The following is a 21,097-nucleotide window of genomic DNA, read 5'->3' on the forward strand; positions in this document are numbered from 1 at the left end:
TCCCTTGAGGGCAAACAGGGCACTCAGTGATCGTGATGAATTTCGGCGAGAGATTCAGGCATCGGCATGCCTTTCAGGATGTAATAGGCGCTGATTTTCCAGTCATCAGCGATCTTGAGGAAGTTCATGCGGTAGCGCACATGAACCTGCACGGTATTGCCATCCCTGGAACGCCCCAACCCTTCTGCATAAGCCGTCATCACCGCGGTTTCGCCGGTGTAGGACTCCAGACGGAAATTGCTTATGTAGTGGGTATGGTGAGTCATATCCGCGAACACATTCTCGTAGAACGGGCGGAACCGCTCCTTACCGGGCATCGCCTGCAAGCCAATATCAGAGAAATCCAGTACCGCATCATCAGTGAACAGGTTAAGCAAATCAGCGAGATCGGTCAGCTTGTCCACTGCATAGCAGTATTCGGTCATCAAATCCTGGAGGGCAATGCGGTCTTCGACTGGTACTTTCATTTTTGTTTTCATGGGGGACCCCTTGCTACGGGAACGCGGGCTACGGGCAGCTCCGGTCACCTTTTTTTCAAATCGACGCACTCTACAGAGAGTAATTAGAATGCTATTCTAAACAAGTCCAAAACTACTGCTTAATGCGGTAGCTGTCAACGCGATTGGTCCGGAGGCGCCGGACGCGGCTCGACCCACGAACAACCTGCCACAGGCGTTGTGTCATGGAGAGCTCTTTGTGACACTGGCCACCACTTCATCACCCATGTGGGGCGGCCCAAGCCCCTGACCGGAAAATGAATGCTAAAAAATACAGTTGGTTTTTCGACAGCCTTGTGGAAGAACGACACGGACTGGATCAGCCCGCCCAGCCAGCAGCGCAGCCGGGATACCCTGCAGAAGGTGCTGACCACGGCGCGTGATCTGTTCATAGGGCAGGGTTTCGAAGCGACTACTATCGCGCAGATTTCGCGACAATCTGGCGTGTCAGTAGGGTCAATCTACAATCTGTTTCCCGACAAGCATTCGATTTTCCGAGCGCTTTACGAGCATTACCGCACCGCCCGCGAAGCGCATATTTGGGAGATGGTCGAACAACCCCACTGGCAGACCGCACAGGCCATTGAAGTGATCCGCTTTCATATCGACATTGTGTTCAGCTCTTCCCAGGAGGATGCCGGCTTTCTGCGGCTGGTAGAGCAGCGCCGTGGCGCCGACATACGTTTTTACCAGACATTGGCCAAGGCAGAAGAAAGCTTTTGCCAACTGATGCAGAGCCTGTATGAACGCCACATCAGTGAGTTTGACCATACTGACCTGGCGACGGCAGTGCGCTATCTGCATTACGTCATTCGCGGCTCGGCCATCTGGTCCATCATGCCCCAGGAGCCTGATGACCCCTTCTTCAGCGTGGCCAGCCCCCGCTATCAGGAGGAAACCATGCGCATGGCCTGCCGTTATATGGGATTGCAGCCGAACGCCGCAAGCCAATCCGAAAACGTGACCAATAACGCCAAGTAAAGGAGGTAGCCATGTCCAGAATAACCAAACTTCCAGTCTCTGAGTGGCATCCAGAGTTGCGTCAGCGTTTTCGTGCGGAGCAAGCAACACCGCTGGAACAGGGAACCATGCGTATCTTTGCCCACCGCCCCGCCATCGCGCAGGGGGTAATTTCCCTTGGCCTGGGCGTTAGCAAAGATTGGACGCTAGGACCTCGGCTCAAGGAGCTGGTGCGCCTGCGGCTTGCCTTCCACAACCAATGTCGCAGCTGTCTGGCTATCCGCTATAGCGATGCGGTCGATGCTGGTGTCGATGAAGACCTGGTCTGCTCGCTGGAAAACCCACCTGAGGCAAAGGACCTCAGCGAAGCAGAAAAGACTGCGCTGCAATATGCAGATCTGTTCGCCACTAACCATCTTCGCATCGACGATGCGCTATTTGAAAAACTGCGACAGCATTACAGCGAACCTCAGCTTGTCGAACTGGGCGTGTGGGTCGCGTTCTGTGTAGGGTTCGGCCGGCTCGGCGCTGTGTGGGATATGGTGGAAGAGTTGCCGGAAGCCTATCAGGAGAAAACCGGCAGCCCCATCACACCCTGGAGTGGAGCGCCGGTTGTAGTACGTTGATATGCGAACTTGGCAGTTCCAACTCCGAACTGCCAAGCCCGCCATTCCATCCGGCGCATCACATGCCGACCCGCTCGGATATTCAGGATCGCTGGATCAATGGCGGGAACTGAACTTCACGGATTGGCTCCTTGCCCTGCTGCCTGCGCAGCTTCGCGGCCAGCAACTCTACCAAAGAATGAGCCGGGCCCCAGACTCATACCACTTGCGTAACTTTTCCCCGTCCGGGGAATGTGCACCGCACAGGCGCCAGCCGAATAAAATCCGGGAATGGGATAGCCAGACGGATCAAGAACCTGAGACTGGGCGTTGGTCTTCAGACCGCCGAGAGTCATATAAAGATAGATGGATTTGTTGAAGGAGATATCAAACGCCGCATAGGGCCCTTGATCGAGGGGCTTGAGCCACTCCGCTGCCTTGAAAAGATCAGGATCTGCTTCCTCTGCTGCGTACTGATTATACCGAGCCATGGTTGCTTGCAGCGCTCCGACCGGCATTTCCAGGCCAGCCTCCATTTCTTCAATGGTGTCCCAGCCGTCGACAAGTCGGTGTTGGGCCGAGGTAATCTCGGGATAGGCAAAAACCTCAGCATCGACGATCAGGTAAGCAGTCTGATCCGGCTGCTCCATGACCATGGACGCGGTACGACCGTGATAGGAATCTTCGGCGACAAAGCGCTTGCCTAGCTTGTTGACCAGAATGCCTTTGATCAATTTCCCGGGGGGATAGATGGAGGCAGTTGCTATCACCCCGTCCATGGCGGCAGTCGCGGCACCAACCTGCTGCCCCATAATGATGCCCGAGCCGTCCGTGGAGGGAATACCCAGAGGCTCAGCCGCCTCACTCATCAAAGGTACGTTTGCACTAACCATCTCGCGGTTCATGGCGAAACCACCTGTCGCCATGATCAACCCGCGGCGGGCACCGATCCGAAGCACCTCTCCATTCTGCCTGGCTTCTACCCCTATCACTCGACCTTGCTCATCACGGATCACCGATTGCACCTGGCAGTCGTATCTGGCGTCGATACCGAGATCATCACAGCGCTTGAGGATGGCTTTCATGGCTTCGGCACCGGCATTCTCACCGATCCCCGCAACCTTGTGTCCGCGAGGAGCCGGGCGCGCTATCAGCTTGTACGGCCAGACTTTCTCGTTACCCGTACTGAAAAGACATTCGCTGGTATTGAGAAATACAGCCTTCTCCTTGTGTTCACTTCGCTCAAAGGGGACGCCCAGCGACTCCAGCCAGTTAAAGTGCTCCAGGCTATTGTCACAGAAGATTCGGATTGCTTCGGGGTCCTCGGCTTCTGTTGAGGCCATCATGAACTTGTACATTTCCTCGGCGGTATCGTCATAGCCAAAGGTTTTTTGTACCGGGGTACCCCCGCCCAGGTAGAAGATGCCTGATGACATCGCACTTGACCCACCTCCACCGCTGGCACGCTCCAGTACCAGCACCTCAGCACCAGCTTGCTTCGCTTCGATAGCCGCACAGGCGCCCGCAATACCATATCCAACTACCACGACATCCGCTTCGATATCCCAATTCATTTGATTCTCGCTCTTTTTGACAGGGCCCTCGTCAGAAGGCTATTTCAGCGCGCAGCGATGGCCAGTGATTTATTAGCTCGTCCTGACCGCCCTTGATCAGAGTTTCGGCGTTTGCCGCTGCGGGTCATCACTCATGTAGTAATCCAGCCAACGATGGAAATACTGATTGCCGCGCTCATTCCTACCAAAGGTGACGTTCTTGAATGCACCGGATGCCATACCGCCCTGCACTTTGAGCCCCAGGTCATAGTCCTCCGTCTGAACCACTTCCTGCAGCCAGTCCATCATCTCTTCAAGCTTCTGCGTCGCTTCGGCGGTTTCCGGCTTATGTCGATGGATGTAATGCAAGATGGTGGTGTTCTCGCCCACTGTCGGACCGGGGATAAGCTGCGCGACCTGGGTTATCTCAGGGGCAACAAATATCGACGTGTTGGGAAAGATGGTCCGCACAAAGTCATAGCCATCGTTCTCGTGCTTGTAGCGTTCGGTCTCTGGAACGTCTTTCAGCTTTTCGATGCTGCGCTGGGGAAAGGCAATCAACAGGTGGGGGCCATAACCGCGGAAATCCATGATATTGGAGTAGGTACGCTGATTGATGGTTTTGGGGTGTGCTGCGGCGAAATGATAGCCTTCAAGGTAGCCATCATAGGCGACCTTCCAATTCGCGCCATGGATCACCCGCTGGCCGCAATAATGCCAATCGGCAAACCCGAGATTCTCGATATCTTCGATCATGCCACCAAGAAAATCTTCAAAATCCACCTCCAGACCTGGAGTCAGCACCGCAAAAATAAGCCCGCCCCTTTCATACACAGGTAACTGGGTGAGGCTCATCGCAGCCTTGTCGACTTCGCCGTAGGTCTCTTCGCCATAGACCCGCTTCAGAGCTCCATCGTTTCCATAAAGCCAGGCATGGTAGGGGCACACGAACTTGTCGCACTTACCTTCACCCTCTGCCACCTGCATGCCACGGTGCGCGCAGGCGTTGAGCATGACACGTACCGAGCCATCCTTGAGGCGTGTAAGCAGCAGGGGTACATCAAGCAGGTTCTTGGTCTTGTACGAGCCGGGCTCTGGAAGCTCACCGGATAGCCCAACAAGTATTGGCAAGCGCTTGAAAACGGATTCTATTTCCTGATTCCAGCGCACCGGATCTGAGTAGCTGCTGCTGGGAACCGCCATCTGCTGATCGGCCATATCGGTAGTGCGATTCGCCACATGCTCCAATAAGCGAGCGGCGATCAGGTTGTATTCCTGCTGTTTCTCTGGACTGCTCATTGGTTCTTTCCTCTTCACGCGCTTTTTATTTTCAAGGGCCGTTAGCAGATGTGGCAATAAAGACACTATTCGATGCCAGCATACCGTTCCCTCATCATTGCCAACCAGCCGCCAAGACGCTCACAGTCTTCGGGTATGGGCTGCCCGACCTGCTCACCAAATTCCGCAAAACATAACAACAGAAGATCGACCACAGTGCAGCGTGAGCCGCATATGAATTGGTCATGTTCGCCATGCGCTTCAAACCACCTCCAGCCCTCTTGAGCAGCCCGTTTAAAGTCCTCCGCCGCATCCGGGTAACATGGGACCCGGTTCTTGAAAAGCTCGAACCCCTCGGCTCCGCGGAAACCTGCCGTGAGAGGCTGAACGATTATCTGATCAGCTCTGCGCCACCACATACGGGTATGCGCGCGCGCCTTCTCGTTCGCTCCAATCAATGCAGGTGAAGAAAAAAGTTCTTCCAGGTATTCACAGATCGCGGTGGTTTCGGCAATCCGCGACCCGTCGTCCAGTTCAATCACTGGCGTCGTCCCTGTGGGATTGATCGCCAGATAGGCAGGTTGCCGGTTTTCACCGGCAACAATATCCACCTCAACACGAGACAGGGGTGCACCCTTTTCCGCTGCAAACAGCCGAATCAAGCGAGGATTAGGACCTATAGAGTTATAGAGCTTCATGAATGCACTCCTGTCTCAACCGCATGTGGTCAGAATTGCACGCGTTTGGTATAGCCGCCGTCGATCACTACGTTTGTCCCAGTGATGTAAGAGGCTGCTGGACTGGAAAGGAAAACCACTGTCCCAGCCACATCCTTTGGCTCGCCAAATCGACCAAGTACCATTTGCGACAACGTCTGGTCATACACCTCGGGCATAGCCTCCTTGATCGCTGACCAGTTACCCCCTGGATATTCGATCGGCCCGGGAGAAACCATGTTCACCCGGATTTTCTTCTCTCCCCAGGCCTGCGACAGTTGCTTGCCGTAGGTGATAATGGCTGCCTTGATGGCGTTGAATGCCTGCGGGATCATGAAAGTCTCGACCGCTGCGGTACTGGACATCAATATCACCGACCCCTCACCGCTAGCACTCAGATGCTCTTCCAGGGTCTCACAGCCGATTACCGCGCCCATCATGTCCAGCCGGAAGGTCATGTCCCAATCGGTAGTACCCTGAGCTCCGGAAGAACTCGCGTTATGGATGAAGATATCGCACCCGCCCAATCGCTCTGCCGCTGAGATCAGCCATTTTTTGTAGGCTTCGCTATCGTTCATGTCGAATGCGTCACCGAATACCTTGACTCCGTGCGACTCAAGCACTTTTACCGTCTCGGCGACACGAGCGGCGTCCCTGGAGAAGAAGGCAATATCACAACCTTCAGCTGCATACATTTCCAGAGCGGCACGCCCGAGCCCACGGCTCCCACCATTGATGATGACTTTCTTTCCGCGTAGACCTAGTTCCATGACATTCTCCTAATGATTACGCTGTTTTAACAATCAGCATTGACGCTCAAGCGCCGGTTCACTGGCCCAGGCCAGTCCTCGACGAAGCAGTTCATAAAAAACAGGGGACTTCCATGAGCATTTATCCACCTCGGGCCAATAGTCCATCAATGGCCTGAGGTCGTAATGCCCGCGGCAATGGCCCAGTGTCAGGTACAGAACACCACCCTTTCCCAGGGGCCTGCGGTACAAAACAGGATGCCGCTCGGGAAGCCATTGATCGCGCACGAAGCCAGGCGTTTCGCCTTCAAATTCAATATCAAGCAGAACATCAATATCGGCGCACTGGTCGACCAGGTACTGCTCATCCACTACTTCGAAGTCTTCAATCCCCGCTACTAGAGGATCATCCGGCTTGGCCACCCGCACGGTGAACGGGCCAATGGGCGGATGCGAGGCGAACTGGCTCCCCAGGGTTTCCATGAAGTGGCTTGCCCAGTCAGGGGTATCGACCAGGCCGTTGTCCAGGAAGCGTAAGATAGAATTGGTGCCGTGCAGCGCATACCAACGACCGCCTTGCTCAAGCCAATGGCGCAATGCCTGTTGTTGATCAAGACTGGGAATAACTTCGCATGTATAGGTAACCAGAAAGTCTGCTTTCGTTATCGCTTCAATATTTGAATAATCTTCAAATACCCGGACCCGTATCCTTTCGTTCTCAGCAAGCAACTTCAGCAGTTCCAGGCGCGCAAAGTCTATATCGTGATACTTTCCCGCTGCGACGAAGACACAGTTGATGCTGTCTGGATGATTAGTGTTATTCATAGCGTCCTATCTTCTTTCTGCTGGTGATACCTGCTCCTCACGGAGCAGGATCTTTCGGTCGCAGATATCTAATGTGTTAAACAGGATTAGCTGCCAGATCACTGTCGTCTGCCGCAGCTTCGTCAACGCGCACGGGGGCCGACGTTGCACCCTGCAACAGGAAGTGTGATAGAGCCGGTACAAGGATCAGCGCACTGATCATGTTCAGCGAGAACATGAAGGTCAGGAGAATCCCCATGTCCGCCTGGAACTTGATCGGAGACCATGCCCAGGTGACAACACCCGCCGCCAGAGTAACTGCGACCAGCGCGACTACCTTGCCCGTCGTAGAGAGAGCTTTGCGGTAAGCGTCGGCCACCGAATACCCCATACGCTGGAAGGCAAGCTGAGTACTCAACAAGTAGATTGCATAGTCAACGCCAATCCCCACCCCTAGCGCCACCACTGGCAAGGTCGCCACCTTCACGCCAATACCGAGGAACACCATCAGCGTTTCGGCCAGCATGGATGTAAGAATCAGCGGCACCAGCGCAACGATCACCGCCCGCCAGCTTCTGAACGTAATCAGGCACAACAGGGCAACGGCGGCATACACGTAAAACAGCATCTTGCGGTTGGCTTCTCTGACGACGATGTTAGTTGCTGCGTCAACGCCGGAGTTACCCGCCGCCAGCAGGAACTGATAGTCCTCGGTACTATTTTCTTCAGCAAACTCACTTGCAGCCGCCACCACCCGATCGAGCGTATCGGCTTTATGGTCAGACAGATAAGCCAGCACTGGAGTCATGTTGCAACGCGTATTCAGAAACTCTGAATTCCAGGAAACAGCGTTGCCGATCTGGGCGTCGATGAGCCCCTGGTTGTCGCTAACGGTAGCCCACTTGGGATTACCTTCGAACATGCCCGCCGTGTAATTACGCACGGTATCAGCCAGCGAAGCAGTACGCTGAACGCCTGGAACCTGAGCGAGCCTCCACGACAGACGATCCACTTCCGTCAGCGTTTCGAAGCTGCGACACCCGTCATCGGGAGTCTTGACCATGACTGCGAACACGTCGCTGGAGATGCCGTAGTGGGACGTAATGTAGGCATTGTCCATGTTGTAGCGTGAGTCGGGACGCAATTCAGGAGCGCCGGCATCCAGGTCGCCAACTTCCAGCTTCGATGACATGTACACGCCCCAGGACAGCAGAACAGCTGCTACGACTACCGCGCCAGTAGCCCAGCTGCGTTGAGTGAACAAAGCCAAGCCGCGCCAGAGCGCGCCGGGGCGGCGCTGCTCAATCGCCAAGCTGCGCTGCGCCGCCTTCTGGCTTACACCGACATACGACAGCAGCACGGGTATGAGGATAAGGTTGGTGAAAATCAGGACGCCGACACCAATACTGGCGGTCATCGCCAGGTCGCGGATCACCGGAATGTCGATAATCATCAACACGGCAAAGCCAACCACATCCGCCAGCAAAGCGGTCAGACCTGGTAGAAACAGCCGGCGGAAAGTAAATCTGGCGGCAACCTGTTTATGGGTGCCTCGCCCGATATCCTGCATGATGCCATTCATCTTCTGCGCGCCATGGCTAACGCCGATGGCTACTACCAGAAATGGCACCAACATCGAGAAGGGATCCAGCTCATAACCAAGCAGTGTTACTGCCCCCAGTTGCCAGACAACCGCTACGACGGAGCATGAAAGTACCAGCAGTGAACTGCGCAGGCAGCGGGTATAGCTGTAGATGATTATCACCGCGATAACTGCAGCGATCAGGAAGAACATCATGACGAGCTTGAGCCCATCAATCAGATCACCGGTGAGTTTCGCGAAGCCAATCACATAGATATTGACGTCATGCTCAGGGCTGTTGAGATACTTTTGACGGATGTCCTCGATGGAGTCGGCCAGCACCTTATAGTCGATCGGATTACCTTCAGAATCCTGCCCCATCAGCGGCACAATGATCATGCTGGAGCGGTAATCATTGGCAACCAGGCTCCCGACGACATCAGCCCGGCCGATATTGATACGCAGGTTGCGAATACTTTCTGGTCCGCCGTCATAGTCATTTGGCAATACGGGACCGCCGGTGAAGCCTTCCTCTGTGACCTCCGTCCAGCGAACGACCGGGGTAAAAATAGACTTCATCCACGGCCGATCCACACCCGGGATAATAAATATATCGTCATTGATATTGGCCAGGGTCTCCAGATAACTGGCATTGAAGATCCCGCCCTCCTTCGCTTCTACCACGACCCTGATCGAGTCGCCGAAACCACGTAATTCCTCGCGGTTTTCGAGATAGTTCTGAACATACTCATGGCTCTGGGGCAGCGTCTTTTCATAGCTCGCACTAACCTTGAGATCCTTGAGGTGATACCCAAAAAATATTGTGAGAATCAAGCAGAACAGCATCAACAAAACGCGATGGTTAAAAACCAGCCGTTCAATTATCCCACCGGAGTTTGGATCGAAATCCTCAACCTGTGTCCCGGCGTCGGTATTGTTGTTATTGGGTGACATGGCGAAGCTCCACGTTAATGGCTAAGTCGTCTGATTCAAGCAAAGACACACTGGATTCCCCTGAGGACTTCTCTGGCGCCATTACTGCGAGGTTCTGCACGCCTTCCGCGCCGACAAGCGTGAGATGGGTGCTGGAAATCTGCGCCAGACCATAGAAAGGCATGCTCTTGATAATGGCTTGAGGGGTAAAACTGCTTCCTCCATCGCGACTGACCAGCAGCTCTCCGGCTAGATTGACCAGTGCGATCGCGCCATTGGAAAAGATGATCCCATCGGTGATGCCCGCTTCAGACATAATCTCGAGGCGAGTCCAGTTTTCACCCTGGTCTGTGCTCCTGAACGCGCTGCCCCGCATGCCGAAGACGACCACTTCGTCAATGCCAACCGCAGCACCAAAAAGAGTTCCGTCGTAAGGCGTTTGAACCGATGCAAACTGCTGCTGCTCGTCATCCAGACGCCAGGCCATCCCTTGTTCGCCGGCAATGTAAAGCCCGTCCTTACCCGCGCTCATGGAATAGAGGTGTAACTCGTACGGGTTATCTATCCGGTGCGCCCAAGGCACCCAGGTCTCGCCGCCGTCTACTGTTTTCAGCAGGCGATTAAAAATGCCCACGACGTAACCCACCTGCTCGCTTTCAAAATACACATCCATCAACGATTGCGTACCGCCGAACTCGATCAATAGCTCCTCACGCGCCACAAACATCTCAGCATCAGGATCGGTTTGAGCGAGCCGCGTGTAGTAATCAAGAACGAGTTTCGATGCCTGGTGACCATCGAGCTGTAAAGCCCAATTAAGACCGCCGTCTTCCGTTTTCAATATGACGCCGCCGTGCCCTACCGCCCAGCCGCGCTCGGCGCTGGCGAAGGACACGGCGACAAGATCACTACTGACTGGAACATTGGCCTGGCGCCAGGTATTACCAGAATCGTCAGATAGCAGAATATGTCCACGCTGACCTACCGCTACCAGCCGCTCATCACCGGCCTTGGTAACGGCGGTTAGCGGACTCTTGGCTGCCTTGACACTTTCAACTGCCGATACCGACAGGGGGCTTTCGAACGCAAAGCTTGTGAGGCTTATAAGAAAAAGTGTCAGCAACAAGCAGCATCGCAACCAGACAGCCACCCCCACTTTCTGAAGGGAGCGGAGTGAGAGAGTACCGGCTCGGGTGGCCGGGCATTGCAGACCCGAGGAAAGCGTGGATAGCAGCTCGCGACTCATCATTAGGGACCCTGTTTATTTTTGTTGTGCGATAATTAAAAACCAACCTGACGGTTTTTAACAAAGTACTAGCTCTTAGGTATCCGTGCAAGCCCTGATCATCGAATCAGGCTAGTCTCGAACTCAATGGAAGCCTCGGAGCAACAATCCCGCGTCAACCCGCTCCCTGCATCCCTCCTCAGGTTTGGTTAAGCCCGCTAAACATAAGCGCATAGGCGCCACACAAGAAGGCCTCTGCCTCCTGATCCCGGTCTGGCCACGCGGTAAATTCGCCGCGATAATTGAGCCGGCAGCGGTCATCCTCCAGCAGCTCTATCCAGCCATCGGCCTGATAAGAAGCCAGACCCGCGGGACCTGGCCAGCAACGCTGTATGTCAGCGAAGTCAGCCAGTAACGCCCAAACCATAGCGGCCGACGCATCCAATTCCACGCTGTCGAAGGCATTTTGTTTTCGATATGTGCTTCGGTGTTACCGCATCAGGACGTCACTCTGACAATCAGCTTTCCTTCGTTTCGCCCTTCGAACAGCAGATTAAAAGCGTCCAGCGTATTTTCCAGGCCGTCGACGATCTGCTCTTTAAACTGCAGTCGCCCTGCCTCGACCCACTCGCGTATTTGCGCAATACCATCGGGAAACTGTTCCAGATAGTCGGAAATCAGGAATCCCTCGATGGTCGCGCTGCGAGCCAGGATCTGCCAGAAATTGTACGGGCCGGGCACCGGTTCGGTGCTGTTGTAGCTTGCGATAGCGCCACAGAAAACAATCCGGGCGTCCTTGTTCAGGTTAAGCAGCGTAGCGTCCAGAATGTCGCCGCCGACGTTGTCAAAGTACACGTCCACGCCCTGGGGACAGGCCCGACCAATCGAGGCGACCATGTCGGTTCCAGTGCGATAGTTGATCGCTGCATCGAAACCCAGCTCATCGACAATCCAACGGCATTTTTCATCGCTACCGGCGATGCCTACCGCGCGGCAACCCTTGATCTTGGCGATCTGCCCCACCAGTGAGCCCACCGCCCCGGCCGCGGCACTCACCAGCACGGTTTCACCCGGTTGTGGCTTACCCACTTCGATCAAGCCGAAGTATGGCGTGAGCCCAACCGCACCATAGATGCTGAGGTAGAACTGCTCCTGATCACCAGGTTGCAGTTCGACCGGAGAGAAATAAGCGGCTTCGGCGATTGAGTATTCTTCCCAGCCGCCAAGCCCTACAACAAGTTGTCCTGGCCGCAGGCTGGAGACGCGGCTCGCCACCACCTCGCCGATCACAGTGCTTCGTACCGGGTCGCCGATACGGATGGGCGGCAGATAGCTGGGCCGTTCCGACATCCAGTCCCGGATCGCAGGATCGACGGAGAAGAAGTGGTTGCGCACCATGATTTGTCCTTCAGCGAGGTCGCCAACCGGCTGTTCGCGAAGGACCACATCTTCATTGGTTGCAATTCCCTGAGGACGACGCTCGAGGATCAGTCGCCGCTGGGTAGTGGGTTGAGGCATGGCAAATCTCTCTTGTTCTTATAATGAATGGAACTGCTTCCCCAAATCTTCCCGCCCTTCAAGTATCTTTACCCGCTATTTCATTGATGTGGCGAGAATGGTCTCTGTGGTGCCCTTACCTCCATGCGGATATGTCAGTGACGGTCTGTTCAGAAATGCTCAGGCGCTTGCGCGGCGGTACGAATCTCATCCATTGTCGGTGCAGGCTCGGAGGCGTCCCGCACCTTGACCAACAGCTTCCCCTTGTTTGCACCGGTGAACAGGCGAGAAAAAGCCTCCACGGTGTTTTCCAATCCGTCGACGATATCCTCGGCAAATACCAGACGACCGTCGGCAATCCAATCACTCATTTGCTCAATGCCTTCGCCAAAACGATCCTTGAACTCAGGAGAAAGAAAGCCCCGCACAGTGAGGCTGCGGGCGAGGACCTGCCAATAGTTGTACGGCCCAGCTACGCGGTCCTCGGTGTTGTATTGGGCGATAGCGCCACAGAACACGACCCGACCGAAGTTGTTCATGTTCAGCAACGCCGCATCAAGAATCTCCCCTCCGACGTTGTCGAAGTAGATATCAACCCCGTCCGGACAGGCCTCGGCAATCGCACTGGTCAGGTCTTCGCAGCGTTTGTAATTGATTGCGCGGTCGTAACCCAGCTCTTCCACAATCCAGCTGCACTTTTCATCGCTGCCGACCAGACCCACGGTACGGCAACCCTTGATTCGTGCAATCTGGCCAGCGAGAGAGCCCACCGCCCCTGCGGCGGCACTGATCAACATCGTTGCTCCAGGCTTCGGCTTGCCAATATCCAGCACACCAAAGTACGGCGTCAGACCCACCGCACTGAACACACTCAGATAATGACTGAGCGGGAAACGAGGATCGGGCTGAATGCGATCCAGCTGTTCGCCATCGGTCAGACTGAAATCCTCCCACGCATTGGCCGCAAGCCCGACGGCAATGTCTCCGATCTGGAAGTCCGGGTGACAGCTTTCCACCACCCTACCCAGAGTTGAGCCACGCACTGGTTCCCCCAGAGCGATAGGCGGCATATAGCTGGGTTTATCACTCATCCAGCCCCGAATCGCCGGATCCATAGATAAATACAGGTTCTGCAGCAGAACCTGGCCCTGGCTTGGCCTGCGCAGACGAGAACTGCGCATCCGGATATTATTCTCGGTGGGCACTCCTTCTGGGCGAGACTCCAGACAGAGCTGGCGGTTGAGCAACGGCATGATGACTGGTCCTTCTATTCTTTTTATTTGTGAGCGACTTTGGTTGTGCGCGGTTCTGGCGAACCGAGGAGGGACCGACTTTGCACGCACGTAATAGATTAAGGTTTGTCAGCGGCCGCTCAAAACGGCTAGCGATGGTGACCCAAGCCGTCTGCCAATCCATCCGGAAAGACCGGGCGGGGAGACCGCATACGACGACACAGCATTGTTCGCGCACTCTGTTTCCTCGAGCGCGCGAACAGGGGCTATCTGACGCCGCCAGCACTCATGGCTTGCGGTGAGAAGAAACTCATTGGTTTGGGTTCTATGTCATGCCACCCGGAACGGCCCGTGGAATACGCTTGGCGGGCATAAGCGCCGCTGGCAAGGTCATGGGTGATGAACTGGCCGCTAATGTGCCCATAGCTCTCATATTTGGGAAAGCTTTCCGAATGCACCACGCGGTAGACAGAGCCGGTACTGTCATACGAAGCGCTCATCCCGACTCCCAGGAAATCTTCATCCCAATAAAATGTGCGCCGCGGATAAATATGGCGCTTCCCTTCTTTCAATGTCGCTTCGACTACCCACACACGGTGCAGCTCCCAGCGGACGCAGTCAGGGTTGGCGAAATTCTTGGTGAATACCTGGTCTCGACCACACTGCTCCGTGTCGTACATCTTGAACATGTTGTATGGCAGGTAGACTTCCTTCTTGCCCATCAATTCGAAATCGTATCGGTCAAAAGCACCGAAGAACACTGACGAATCATCCACCGTTCCGATACCTGCCCCAGCTGGCGAGGGCGTGTCATACGCCACATCGGGAGAAAGCTTGACCCTGCGCTGCCCGGGCAAATAACTCCATGCACGGCGCGCATTGGTCAGCATATCCAGGGAATCATGCAGTATCAGCTTCTCACCTGATTTGCGCGCCGGCGAGTCATAATCGGCGCGCAGCATCTCATTGATTTCGTCGCCGTCGAGTGGTCCGGTACGGCTGGGTTCCCATAAGGGATACTGGTTCCATTGGGTTTGCCCCGCCGTATCAATCACCGACCCCGAACCGTCAACGATCGTTGTCTTCAGATCCTGGCTCATGAAGGCATGACCTTCATACTTCATGTAGCGATTCCACATCACCTCGCTGCCGCTCTTCGGCACAGGAAATGGCGTGCCGGCCCAACAGCCTTCCAGCTGCAGTCCGTCCGCCACAAGCGTGCAGCTGGTGGCGTTCTTCTTGGCTGCATCCAGGTAATGCTGCGGGTAGCGCGCTGTGCGATGGCTTGGGTAAACATTGATTTTGAATTCAGGGTACTTCTCGAACAGGGCCACCGCAGCCGATGTCAACCGCTCCTGATGCTCCTGGTAGTTGCTCGCATCGATGGTAAAAAGGACCTGCTCATCAGCGAAGGGATCGGGGCGTATCCCGGGCCGGCTAGGGTCATAGCTACTCGGTGGCTGGATCCCCCCGGAGTAGGCTGGAATGGTACCGTCGGCATTGCCCGCCTGCTCCGCCCCCCACGGGGTGAGATTATTTCCCAGCTGGGCGGCTTCCTCCTCGGAAACCGCGGCCATAGTCGGACCGCACAGCATCACACTCAAAGCTAAGGGTAAATATCTTGTTTTCATAATTATCATGTTCCCTTTAGCGGATCTTTTAGCAGACCCTAAAATAAAAAACCAACCAGATCGTTTGTAAATTACTACTGATTCTTCTGATTCACAAGCCCCCCTCCCCAAGAAAGTTGAGCCAGTTTCCGGGTCAAATAAAACAACCTGGCCGGAAGCTTTCCATCCAATCCCTCCAAAACCGTAACGAGAGAACCATGAGCACAAGCACACAGGAAACTCTGGAGCAGGCCGCCATCCAGCGCATTCTCAATCTCTATGCCAACGCCCTCGATGGTCGGTACTCGCCTGACGCCCGACGGCTAGCGGATCGCGCGTCAGGCGCTGGCGATTCTTCATAAGGAAGGCCACATTGGGATCAGATAAAGTCCTTGTGGCATCCAGCATGTATGGCTTGCGCCATAAAAAAACATTCTGTACTGTTTATAATGATTCCAGAGGATTCGCACGGCCAGGATCCTTCCTGGGATAGGGCAACCACCCGCGTTTCTCAGGGCCATTGCGCTATGAATTCCACCATTAAATACAATAAAACAAAGGTCAATCGCGATGAAAGTAACGACTGAGTACCTTATCGAGAAAGCAGCACTGGAAGAAGCGGTGCTGCGCTACTGTGAAGCTGTGGACAAGCTCTCGGATCTCGATTTCATGACCGAAAACTTCACGGAAGATGCCGTTCTGGATTTAACCGGGCTGGGCCTCCCCCGCTTCCACGGCCATGAAGAGATCCGAGGGTTCTATGCGAATGTATTCAAGGATATGTCGCATCACATGCATCTACTATCGAACTTTCAGGTCAAAAAGCTCTCGGGAGATACCGCAGATATATACGCCTATATCGTAGGAATGGGACGCTCCGTTACCGGCATCGACGTGCAGGTCTATGTGTACTATGACCTGAGCCTGCGTAAGGTGAATGACACCTGGAAAATCGCGCGCTTCTACGAGGCACCCCAACTTCCCATGCCTGATTCAGTAACGGCAGTTCACAAGAAAAATTGATTCGCGTGAGGACACCTCTGATGGGAAATGTAACTGAAATTCAAACCACCTTGGACCGAATCGACGAGTTCCATGAGCAATTTCGACGAGATGGCGCCATGGTGATACGCGGCGCTTTTGATGAGCAAGCAATGAAAGTCATCGAGGAAGCCTACACGTGGAATTTTGAAAACCCAGGCCCTTTAGCGCAGGATCTCTATCCTGAGGGCGGCGGCAGATTCATGCAGTGCGAAGAGGATTCGAGCCAGAAGCCCACCTTCCAGGCCATGTTCCGAGAAACCCCGATTCCAGACATCGCGGCTGGGCTGTTCGGATCCAAAGACGTCTGGTATTTCGTGGACCAGCTGTTCTATAAGGAGGGCGACAATCGACCGGTCCGCCGCACTCCCTGGCATCAGGACACACCATACTTGCCAATCGACGGTGAGAAGATCGCCGTGCTTTGGATTCCTATGCAAGACGTCGACGAGGCTCACGCACTGGAAGTCATCCGCGGCTCGCATCGACAACCTCTATTCAATGGCTCGTCCTTCTCGGCAGACGACGACACCCTTCCTCTTTACGACGAGAAGGATATGCCACGACTGCCTAATATCGAAGCAGAACGGGAAAAGTGGGACATCATCACCTGCCCGGTAAAAAGGGGTGACGTTTTGATTTTTCACACCAGCACTCTTCACGGCGGCGGCGGTACGGCTCCTGGCTCAACGCGTCGCAGCTTGTCCTTGAGACTCGTAGGAGACGATGTCGTGCGTGTGAAACGGCCTGACATCGAAGGAGATTCACCAGTAACGAATAATGTCGGCGAGGAGGGAGCCACTCTTCAGACCCGGTTTAGCAAACTGGCCATTGGTGAGCCGATCTACAAAGCCGGTCTGACCAAGCTGAGCACAAGCAAAAGCTGAATCCAAGGATTTGGCAGATCACACAGGGCCACTGGCCCTGTGTGTGTTTCTCTCAATAGGTACCTAATTCTGACTGGATGGACACCGCGTTCTCTACTGTTCCTCCATGATCATATCGGCGGCGCGCCAACCTAGTGCCATGGCCGGTGCGTTGGTATTGCCCGAGATCAGCACAGGAATAACTGAGCAGTCAGCAACTCTGAGCCCTTCGACACCGCGAACCCGAAGCCTATCATCAACTACGGCGTTGGCGTCAGGTCCCATCCGGCAGGTGCCGGTGGCATGCAATCCTGAGGTAGACAGCCGGCGAAAAGCATCGAGTACCTGCTCATCAGTTTTGCATTCCGCACCTGGCAACAACTCACTGACGACATGTTCGGCAAGCGGAGATTGTGCTGCGTAGCGCCTTATGTAACGGACCGTATCAATAGCCATCTGACAATCTTCCGGCGTCGATAGCCAATTGGGCACAAGCTCGGCCGGGGCTGACGGATCATCACTTGTGACGCGGATATGACCTTCACTGGTCAGCTGCAACAACTGCCCATAAATAGACAACCCAGGCTGGCGATCAACTCGAGACAAAGGTACTGGATGGTTGTCATCACTCAGCGCAAAAGTGTACCCGCCCATATACAGTTGAAGATTTGGGGGCCCCGGTTGCTTCCCTACTCGCACGAAAGCGCCAACCTCAAAGGGGCCGGTCGCCAAAGGCCCCTGATGTTGAAATTGATAACGCAATAGGCTCTTGAACAGGCCAAGCCCATAAAATGCCCTATGGTTGCCCGCATTACTGTTGATTCTAAACGGCATAGCGAATGACAGGTGCTCACGAAGATGGCGTCCCACTGCGGGGCTTTCCTGAATCACCGGTACACCGGCGTCTCTCAATACATCCGGCGGACCAACACCGGACAACTGCAACAGCCTGGGGCTTTCCAGCGCACCTGCCGACAAAATAATCTCTCTGTCACATTCGAAACGGTGATAGCCGTCAGCCAGACGAACATCAACAGCCGTGGCGCGTTTGCCGGTAAACAGGATGCGCTCGACCAGCGCATGAGTCAGTACCTTGAGATTCTTGCGCGCTCTGGCTGGAGATATAAAAGCATGGGCACTACTGACCCGCTTTCCGTCACGAATATTATGGCTGTAATAGCCCACGCGCTCTGAAGATACGGCATTCAGATCATCCGTGCGCTGCAGACCAAGAGCCTCACCGGCTCTGATCATGTCTTCTGTCAGGGGGTAACGATAATTTCCGCCAGGCGTGATGGTTACCGGCCGGCTTTCCCCAGGGTCAGCCCTCAGAGGACCTTGATGCTCTTCAAGTGCTTTGAACGCGGTTTTCATATCCGCCCAGCCCCAACCCTCGCAGCCCATCTGCTCCCAGCGCTGATAGTCCTCGGGCTGCCCGCGCGACCAGATCATGCCGTTGATAGCAGAGGATCCACCTAGGCCCTTGCCTCGAATCCAGACCTCCGAAGTGGCACTGTCCTGCGTGCGTGGCTGGGTAACGCTGTATTGCCAAGTATGGGACGCACTACCAACCAGCTTTGCAATGCCCTTGGGCATATTGACCAGTGCATCATTATTGCTGCCGCCCGCTTCAAGCAGTAATACGCGAATAGATGGATCAAGGGATAAGCGATTGGCAAGCACACAACCGGCCGAGCCGGCACCGACAATAATATAGTCAAAGGTCGCGTTCATTATTATTATGCTCTCAGGTTTATAGCCGGTGGCGGTGGCCATATCGGAATTATTGGAAGTTAATTAGCGGATTCACTATCGTCCTCGATTCATACACGCCAGCGCTCAAGAGCCGCACATCCGGCAGCGCCTTCAAGGTCGCCGCCATGGCAGACAGGTTGTTTTGAGCGTCCAGAACCTCATTCCAAAAACCGCTGTAGACAATGCATCGGACATTTTCATCCGAAGCAGAGTTAGCGCTGTAAACATCTGCAGACTGTCCTTGTGCACATTGTTCCAGGACACCGACCGACCGCTCCCGTTGTGTCGGCGACATCACCTGAAGGAACACTAGGTGTCGTATAGGGTATGAGCGAGAAGTCAGGACCGTCAGTGCACGCTCCGGCCCCCACAAACGCTTATATAAGATGCAGTTTCACCCGAAGTGAAGTTAGGCTCGTCTTTCGCCGCACCCTGTTGATACACCTCCGAAGCAGCCAAGTCAGTCAACGATTGCGGCGATGGTATCCAGATCTCCGGAATACCATCAGCGGCCGGGCATGCCAGTGCTGGCAAGTCGCTTAAAAGATGGTTCTGCACATAGCCGGTGAAGAAGCCGGCATGCGCCAGATCGAGAGCGTGCTCCTTATGCGTGCTGCTCCAGTAATCGCTGAACCGCGACCGGCTCCAACCCTCTTTGCGCTGCAACAGGGTAAATACTTTCGCCATGGTTATTGCCAGGGCCTTGCAGCCCTGGCCTCCGCCCAGTCAGTCCTGCTGGATGTACTTGTCGAGCACATTGTGGAAGTGGCGGATTCTTGCCTCCTGGTAATTACCCAGGGTTTCGCCCTTTTTCTTTGCTGCCTTGAAGCCCTGTTGCTGAGCCCGCATATTGGACGTGTCCTGATCATAGACATATGCCATGCCTGCATCGATGCCATCGGCGAGCCCGTATGACTCCTCCTCTTTGATATAGGAAACCTCTGGAGCCTCGGGACGCTCTGCACCGGGAGCCAACGGGCGCAAAAAGAGGATCTCGAACAGACTGCGATCCGGATCGCAGCCCAGCGGCCTGAAGCGGTACACCATGGGCAAGGACAAACCCGGGAAGAGGATCATGTTGGGGAACAGATGATATTCGATGGTATCGATCATCTCGGCGTCGGACACGTCTTCCAGATTGACCTTGTACTTCTCGCCCAACGTCTTGCGTAAGAATCGCGCCATGACGACTCGTGCCGTTTCGCCTTCTTTTACTTCCAGCTCATCCGTGACAAGCGAGCGATCGCCCACCAGCATTGCATCAACCAGCTCCTGCTCGCTTAGCGGAGTTTCCAGATGCGGGCTACTGACCCCGCTTGCACCATAGAAGCGCGTTACATGATCGCTGTAGATATCATATTGGATATTGGCATCCCCGGTGCCAGGAAGCAGTTGAGGGTGGGTTTCCATAACATGGTAAGCCTCAAGGAATGCTTCAGTGGCCGCCTTCCAGTTGCAGGGCAATTCCTTCGCCACGTGAAACTCGGTGAATCGGTTTTCCATGTCCCAACCACTGAAATGCTCAGGAATTTCCGCCAGGAAGCTCTCCAGATCCTCTGCGTCATCATCCAGATTAACGAATATAAAACCGCCCCACTGCCCTACACGCACCTCTGGCAATTTGAGATTTTCCGGCTTGACGTGCGGAAAATCCCAGGCACAGGGAATACTTTGTATTTCGCCATCAAGGGACCAGGTCCAACCGTGGAACGGGCAGCGTAACTGGTTACTGGAGCCCATGCCCTCCTCTGGTTTGAGCTTGGTGCCGCGGTGCAGACACGAGTTGTGGTAAGCCTTGATTCCCTTGGGAGTATGGACTACCAGAATTGAATAGGGACCGATTTCATAGACGTAGTAATCACCTACTTGAGGAATATGCTCCAAGCGGCATGCCCATTGCCACACCTTGGTCCAGACAAGTTCCATCTCCTTAGCAAAGAAATCCGGGGAGGTGTAGCGGGAGAAAGCGATGTCATCACTCCCGGCGTAACGATAGCGCTCCTCCTTGAGGATAGCGGGAGCCTGGTTCAAATCGCTAGCAATGATCTCTTGCACGGTGCGCCCTGGGCAGCGCGCCTCGCCGGGCGCAAGCCCCATGTCATCACCAGGCAAACCGTTCAGTATGTTTGTATTATGGGTATTCATAAGTTAGCTCTCACTCTGACTAAGCCGGTTGGTCGTCGCCCACCAATGC

19 protein-coding genes are annotated in these 21,097 nt (G+C 54.8%); 5 read left to right on the top strand and 14 right to left on the bottom strand.

Annotated elements, in window-relative coordinates; genetic code table 11:
* Positions 1-23 precede the first annotated feature (23 nt).
* Complete coding sequence (locus FHK95_RS00550) at positions 24-479, bottom strand: nuclear transport factor 2 family protein (RefSeq protein WP_150302641.1); 456 nt, start codon at positions 477-479, stop codon at positions 24-26.
* A gap of 279 nt (positions 480-758) precedes the next feature.
* Between FHK95_RS00550 and FHK95_RS00555 the strand changes: the two genes are divergently transcribed.
* Both FHK95_RS00555 and FHK95_RS00560 read left to right on the top strand, forming a co-directional pair.
* Positions 759-1,478, top strand: a complete 720-nt coding sequence (locus FHK95_RS00555) for a TetR/AcrR family transcriptional regulator (RefSeq protein ID WP_150302642.1) — start codon at positions 759-761, stop codon at positions 1,476-1,478.
* Between the two features lie 11 nt (positions 1,479-1,489).
* Positions 1,490-2,083: a carboxymuconolactone decarboxylase family protein gene (locus FHK95_RS00560; RefSeq protein ID WP_150302643.1), complete on the top strand. Its 594-nt coding sequence runs from the start codon at positions 1,490-1,492 to the stop codon at positions 2,081-2,083.
* A 116-nt stretch (positions 2,084-2,199) separates the two neighbouring features.
* Here FHK95_RS00560 and FHK95_RS00565 read toward each other — a convergent pair whose 3' ends face one another.
* The 10 genes from FHK95_RS00565 to FHK95_RS00615 form a co-directional block, all read right to left on the bottom strand.
* Positions 2,200-3,636: an FAD-binding protein gene (locus FHK95_RS00565; protein WP_150302644.1), complete on the bottom strand. Its 1,437-nt coding sequence runs from the start codon at positions 3,634-3,636 to the stop codon at positions 2,200-2,202.
* 96 nt (positions 3,637-3,732) lie between these two features.
* Positions 3,733-4,914 carry an aromatic ring-hydroxylating oxygenase subunit alpha gene (locus FHK95_RS00570; RefSeq protein ID WP_206668513.1) on the bottom strand — a complete coding sequence of 394 codons (1,182 nt, stop codon included), beginning with the start codon at positions 4,912-4,914 and terminating at the stop codon, positions 3,733-3,735.
* 65 nt (positions 4,915-4,979) lie between these two features.
* The gene (locus tag FHK95_RS00575) at positions 4,980-5,591 is read right to left on the bottom strand and encodes a glutathione S-transferase family protein (protein ID WP_150302645.1); all 612 of its coding nucleotides are present in this window, start codon (positions 5,589-5,591) and stop codon (positions 4,980-4,982) included.
* 29 nt (positions 5,592-5,620) lie between these two features.
* Positions 5,621-6,379 carry an SDR family NAD(P)-dependent oxidoreductase gene (locus FHK95_RS00580; RefSeq protein ID WP_150302646.1) on the bottom strand — a complete coding sequence of 253 codons (759 nt, stop codon included), beginning with the start codon at positions 6,377-6,379 and terminating at the stop codon, positions 5,621-5,623.
* 33 nt (positions 6,380-6,412) lie between these two features.
* On the bottom strand, positions 6,413-7,183 hold the full coding sequence (locus FHK95_RS00585) for a ThuA domain-containing protein (RefSeq protein WP_150302647.1): 771 nt from the start codon (positions 7,181-7,183) through the stop codon (positions 6,413-6,415).
* 76 nt (positions 7,184-7,259) lie between these two features.
* Positions 7,260-9,698: an efflux RND transporter permease subunit gene (locus tag FHK95_RS00590; RefSeq protein WP_150302648.1), complete on the bottom strand. Its 2,439-nt coding sequence runs from the start codon at positions 9,696-9,698 to the stop codon at positions 7,260-7,262.
* Complete coding sequence (locus FHK95_RS00595) at positions 9,685-10,803, bottom strand: WD40/YVTN/BNR-like repeat-containing protein (RefSeq protein WP_178114668.1); 1,119 nt, start codon at positions 10,801-10,803, stop codon at positions 9,685-9,687. Before FHK95_RS00595 ends, FHK95_RS00590 begins: the two co-directional genes overlap by 14 nt.
* Positions 10,804-11,400: 597 nt before the next feature.
* Positions 11,401-12,420 (bottom strand): NADP-dependent oxidoreductase, encoded by a 1,020-nt coding sequence (locus FHK95_RS00605; protein ID WP_150302651.1) that lies wholly within the window; start codon positions 12,418-12,420, stop codon positions 11,401-11,403.
* A gap of 149 nt (positions 12,421-12,569) precedes the next feature.
* Positions 12,570-13,652, bottom strand: a complete 1,083-nt coding sequence (locus FHK95_RS00610) for an NADP-dependent oxidoreductase (RefSeq protein ID WP_150302652.1) — start codon at positions 13,650-13,652, stop codon at positions 12,570-12,572.
* Positions 13,653-13,897: 245 nt separating this feature from the next.
* Positions 13,898-15,271, bottom strand: a complete 1,374-nt coding sequence (locus FHK95_RS00615) for a DUF1329 domain-containing protein (protein ID WP_206668514.1) — start codon at positions 15,269-15,271, stop codon at positions 13,898-13,900.
* 188 nt (positions 15,272-15,459) lie between these two features.
* On the opposite strand from FHK95_RS00615, the gene FHK95_RS19995 reads away from it, so the two are divergent.
* The 3 genes from FHK95_RS19995 (at position 15,460) to FHK95_RS00625 (ending at position 17,169) form a co-directional block, all read left to right on the top strand.
* Positions 15,460-15,603 (top strand): hypothetical protein, encoded by a 144-nt coding sequence (locus FHK95_RS19995; protein ID WP_178114669.1) that lies wholly within the window; start codon positions 15,460-15,462, stop codon positions 15,601-15,603.
* A 208-nt stretch (positions 15,604-15,811) separates the two neighbouring features.
* Positions 15,812-16,264 (top strand): nuclear transport factor 2 family protein, encoded by a 453-nt coding sequence (locus FHK95_RS00620; RefSeq protein ID WP_150302653.1) that lies wholly within the window; start codon positions 15,812-15,814, stop codon positions 16,262-16,264.
* A 20-nt stretch (positions 16,265-16,284) separates the two neighbouring features.
* Entirely contained in the window at positions 16,285-17,169 is an 885-nt protein-coding gene (locus tag FHK95_RS00625) for a phytanoyl-CoA dioxygenase family protein (protein WP_150302654.1), read from the top strand.
* Positions 17,170-17,262: 93 nt separating this feature from the next.
* Here FHK95_RS00625 and FHK95_RS00630 read toward each other — a convergent pair whose 3' ends face one another.
* The 3 genes from FHK95_RS00630 to FHK95_RS00640 form a co-directional block, all read right to left on the bottom strand.
* Complete coding sequence (locus tag FHK95_RS00630) at positions 17,263-18,924, bottom strand: GMC family oxidoreductase (RefSeq protein WP_206668515.1); 1,662 nt, start codon at positions 18,922-18,924, stop codon at positions 17,263-17,265.
* A gap of 327 nt (positions 18,925-19,251) precedes the next feature.
* Positions 19,252-19,590 carry an EthD domain-containing protein gene (locus FHK95_RS00635; RefSeq protein WP_150302655.1) on the bottom strand — a complete coding sequence of 113 codons (339 nt, stop codon included), beginning with the start codon at positions 19,588-19,590 and terminating at the stop codon, positions 19,252-19,254.
* 39 nt (positions 19,591-19,629) lie between these two features.
* The gene (locus tag FHK95_RS00640; RefSeq protein WP_150302656.1) at positions 19,630-21,048 is read right to left on the bottom strand and encodes an aromatic ring-hydroxylating oxygenase subunit alpha; all 1,419 of its coding nucleotides are present in this window, start codon (positions 21,046-21,048) and stop codon (positions 19,630-19,632) included.
* Between the last annotated feature and the right edge of the window lie 49 nt (positions 21,049-21,097).

The organism is Pseudomonas saliphila, from assembly GCF_008638345.1.
In the GTDB taxonomy this organism is placed as follows: Bacteria; Pseudomonadota; Gammaproteobacteria; order Pseudomonadales; family Pseudomonadaceae; genus Halopseudomonas; species Halopseudomonas saliphila.

Bases quoted from the DNA above. Each gene is read 5' to 3' on its own strand.
- FHK95_RS00605 (WP_150302651.1), bottom strand. From the start codon at position 12,420: ATGCCTCAACCCACTACCCAGCGGCGACTGATCCTCGAGCGTCGTCCT.
- FHK95_RS00630 (WP_206668515.1), bottom strand. From the start codon at position 18,924: ATGGCCACCGCCACCGGCTATAAACCTGAGAGCATAATAATAATGAAC.
- FHK95_RS00620 (WP_150302653.1), top strand. From the start codon at position 15,812: ATGAAAGTAACGACTGAGTACCTTATCGAGAAAGCAGCACTGGAAGAA.
- FHK95_RS00635 (WP_150302655.1), bottom strand. From the start codon at position 19,590: ATGGCGAAAGTATTTACCCTGTTGCAGCGCAAAGAGGGTTGGAGCCGG.
- FHK95_RS00575 (WP_150302645.1), bottom strand. From the start codon at position 5,591: ATGAAGCTCTATAACTCTATAGGTCCTAATCCTCGCTTGATTCGGCTG.
- FHK95_RS00615 (WP_206668514.1), bottom strand. From the start codon at position 15,271: ATGATAATTATGAAAACAAGATATTTACCCTTAGCTTTGAGTGTGATG.
- FHK95_RS00570 (WP_206668513.1), bottom strand. From the start codon at position 4,914: ATGAGCAGTCCAGAGAAACAGCAGGAATACAACCTGATCGCCGCTCGC.
- FHK95_RS00625 (WP_150302654.1), top strand. From the start codon at position 16,285: ATGGGAAATGTAACTGAAATTCAAACCACCTTGGACCGAATCGACGAG.
- FHK95_RS00610 (WP_150302652.1), bottom strand. From the start codon at position 13,652: ATGCCGTTGCTCAACCGCCAGCTCTGTCTGGAGTCTCGCCCAGAAGGA.
- FHK95_RS00640 (WP_150302656.1), bottom strand. From the start codon at position 21,048: ATGAATACCCATAATACAAACATACTGAACGGTTTGCCTGGTGATGAC.
- FHK95_RS00555 (WP_150302642.1), top strand. From the start codon at position 759: ATGCTAAAAAATACAGTTGGTTTTTCGACAGCCTTGTGGAAGAACGAC.
- FHK95_RS00585 (WP_150302647.1), bottom strand. From the start codon at position 7,183: ATGAATAACACTAATCATCCAGACAGCATCAACTGTGTCTTCGTCGCA.
- FHK95_RS00590 (WP_150302648.1), bottom strand. From the start codon at position 9,698: ATGTCACCCAATAACAACAATACCGACGCCGGGACACAGGTTGAGGAT.
- FHK95_RS00565 (WP_150302644.1), bottom strand. From the start codon at position 3,636: ATGAATTGGGATATCGAAGCGGATGTCGTGGTAGTTGGATATGGTATT.
- FHK95_RS19995 (WP_178114669.1), top strand. From the start codon at position 15,460: ATGAGCACAAGCACACAGGAAACTCTGGAGCAGGCCGCCATCCAGCGC.
- FHK95_RS00560 (WP_150302643.1), top strand. From the start codon at position 1,490: ATGTCCAGAATAACCAAACTTCCAGTCTCTGAGTGGCATCCAGAGTTG.
- FHK95_RS00580 (WP_150302646.1), bottom strand. From the start codon at position 6,379: ATGGAACTAGGTCTACGCGGAAAGAAAGTCATCATCAATGGTGGGAGC.
- FHK95_RS00550 (WP_150302641.1), bottom strand. From the start codon at position 479: ATGAAAACAAAAATGAAAGTACCAGTCGAAGACCGCATTGCCCTCCAG.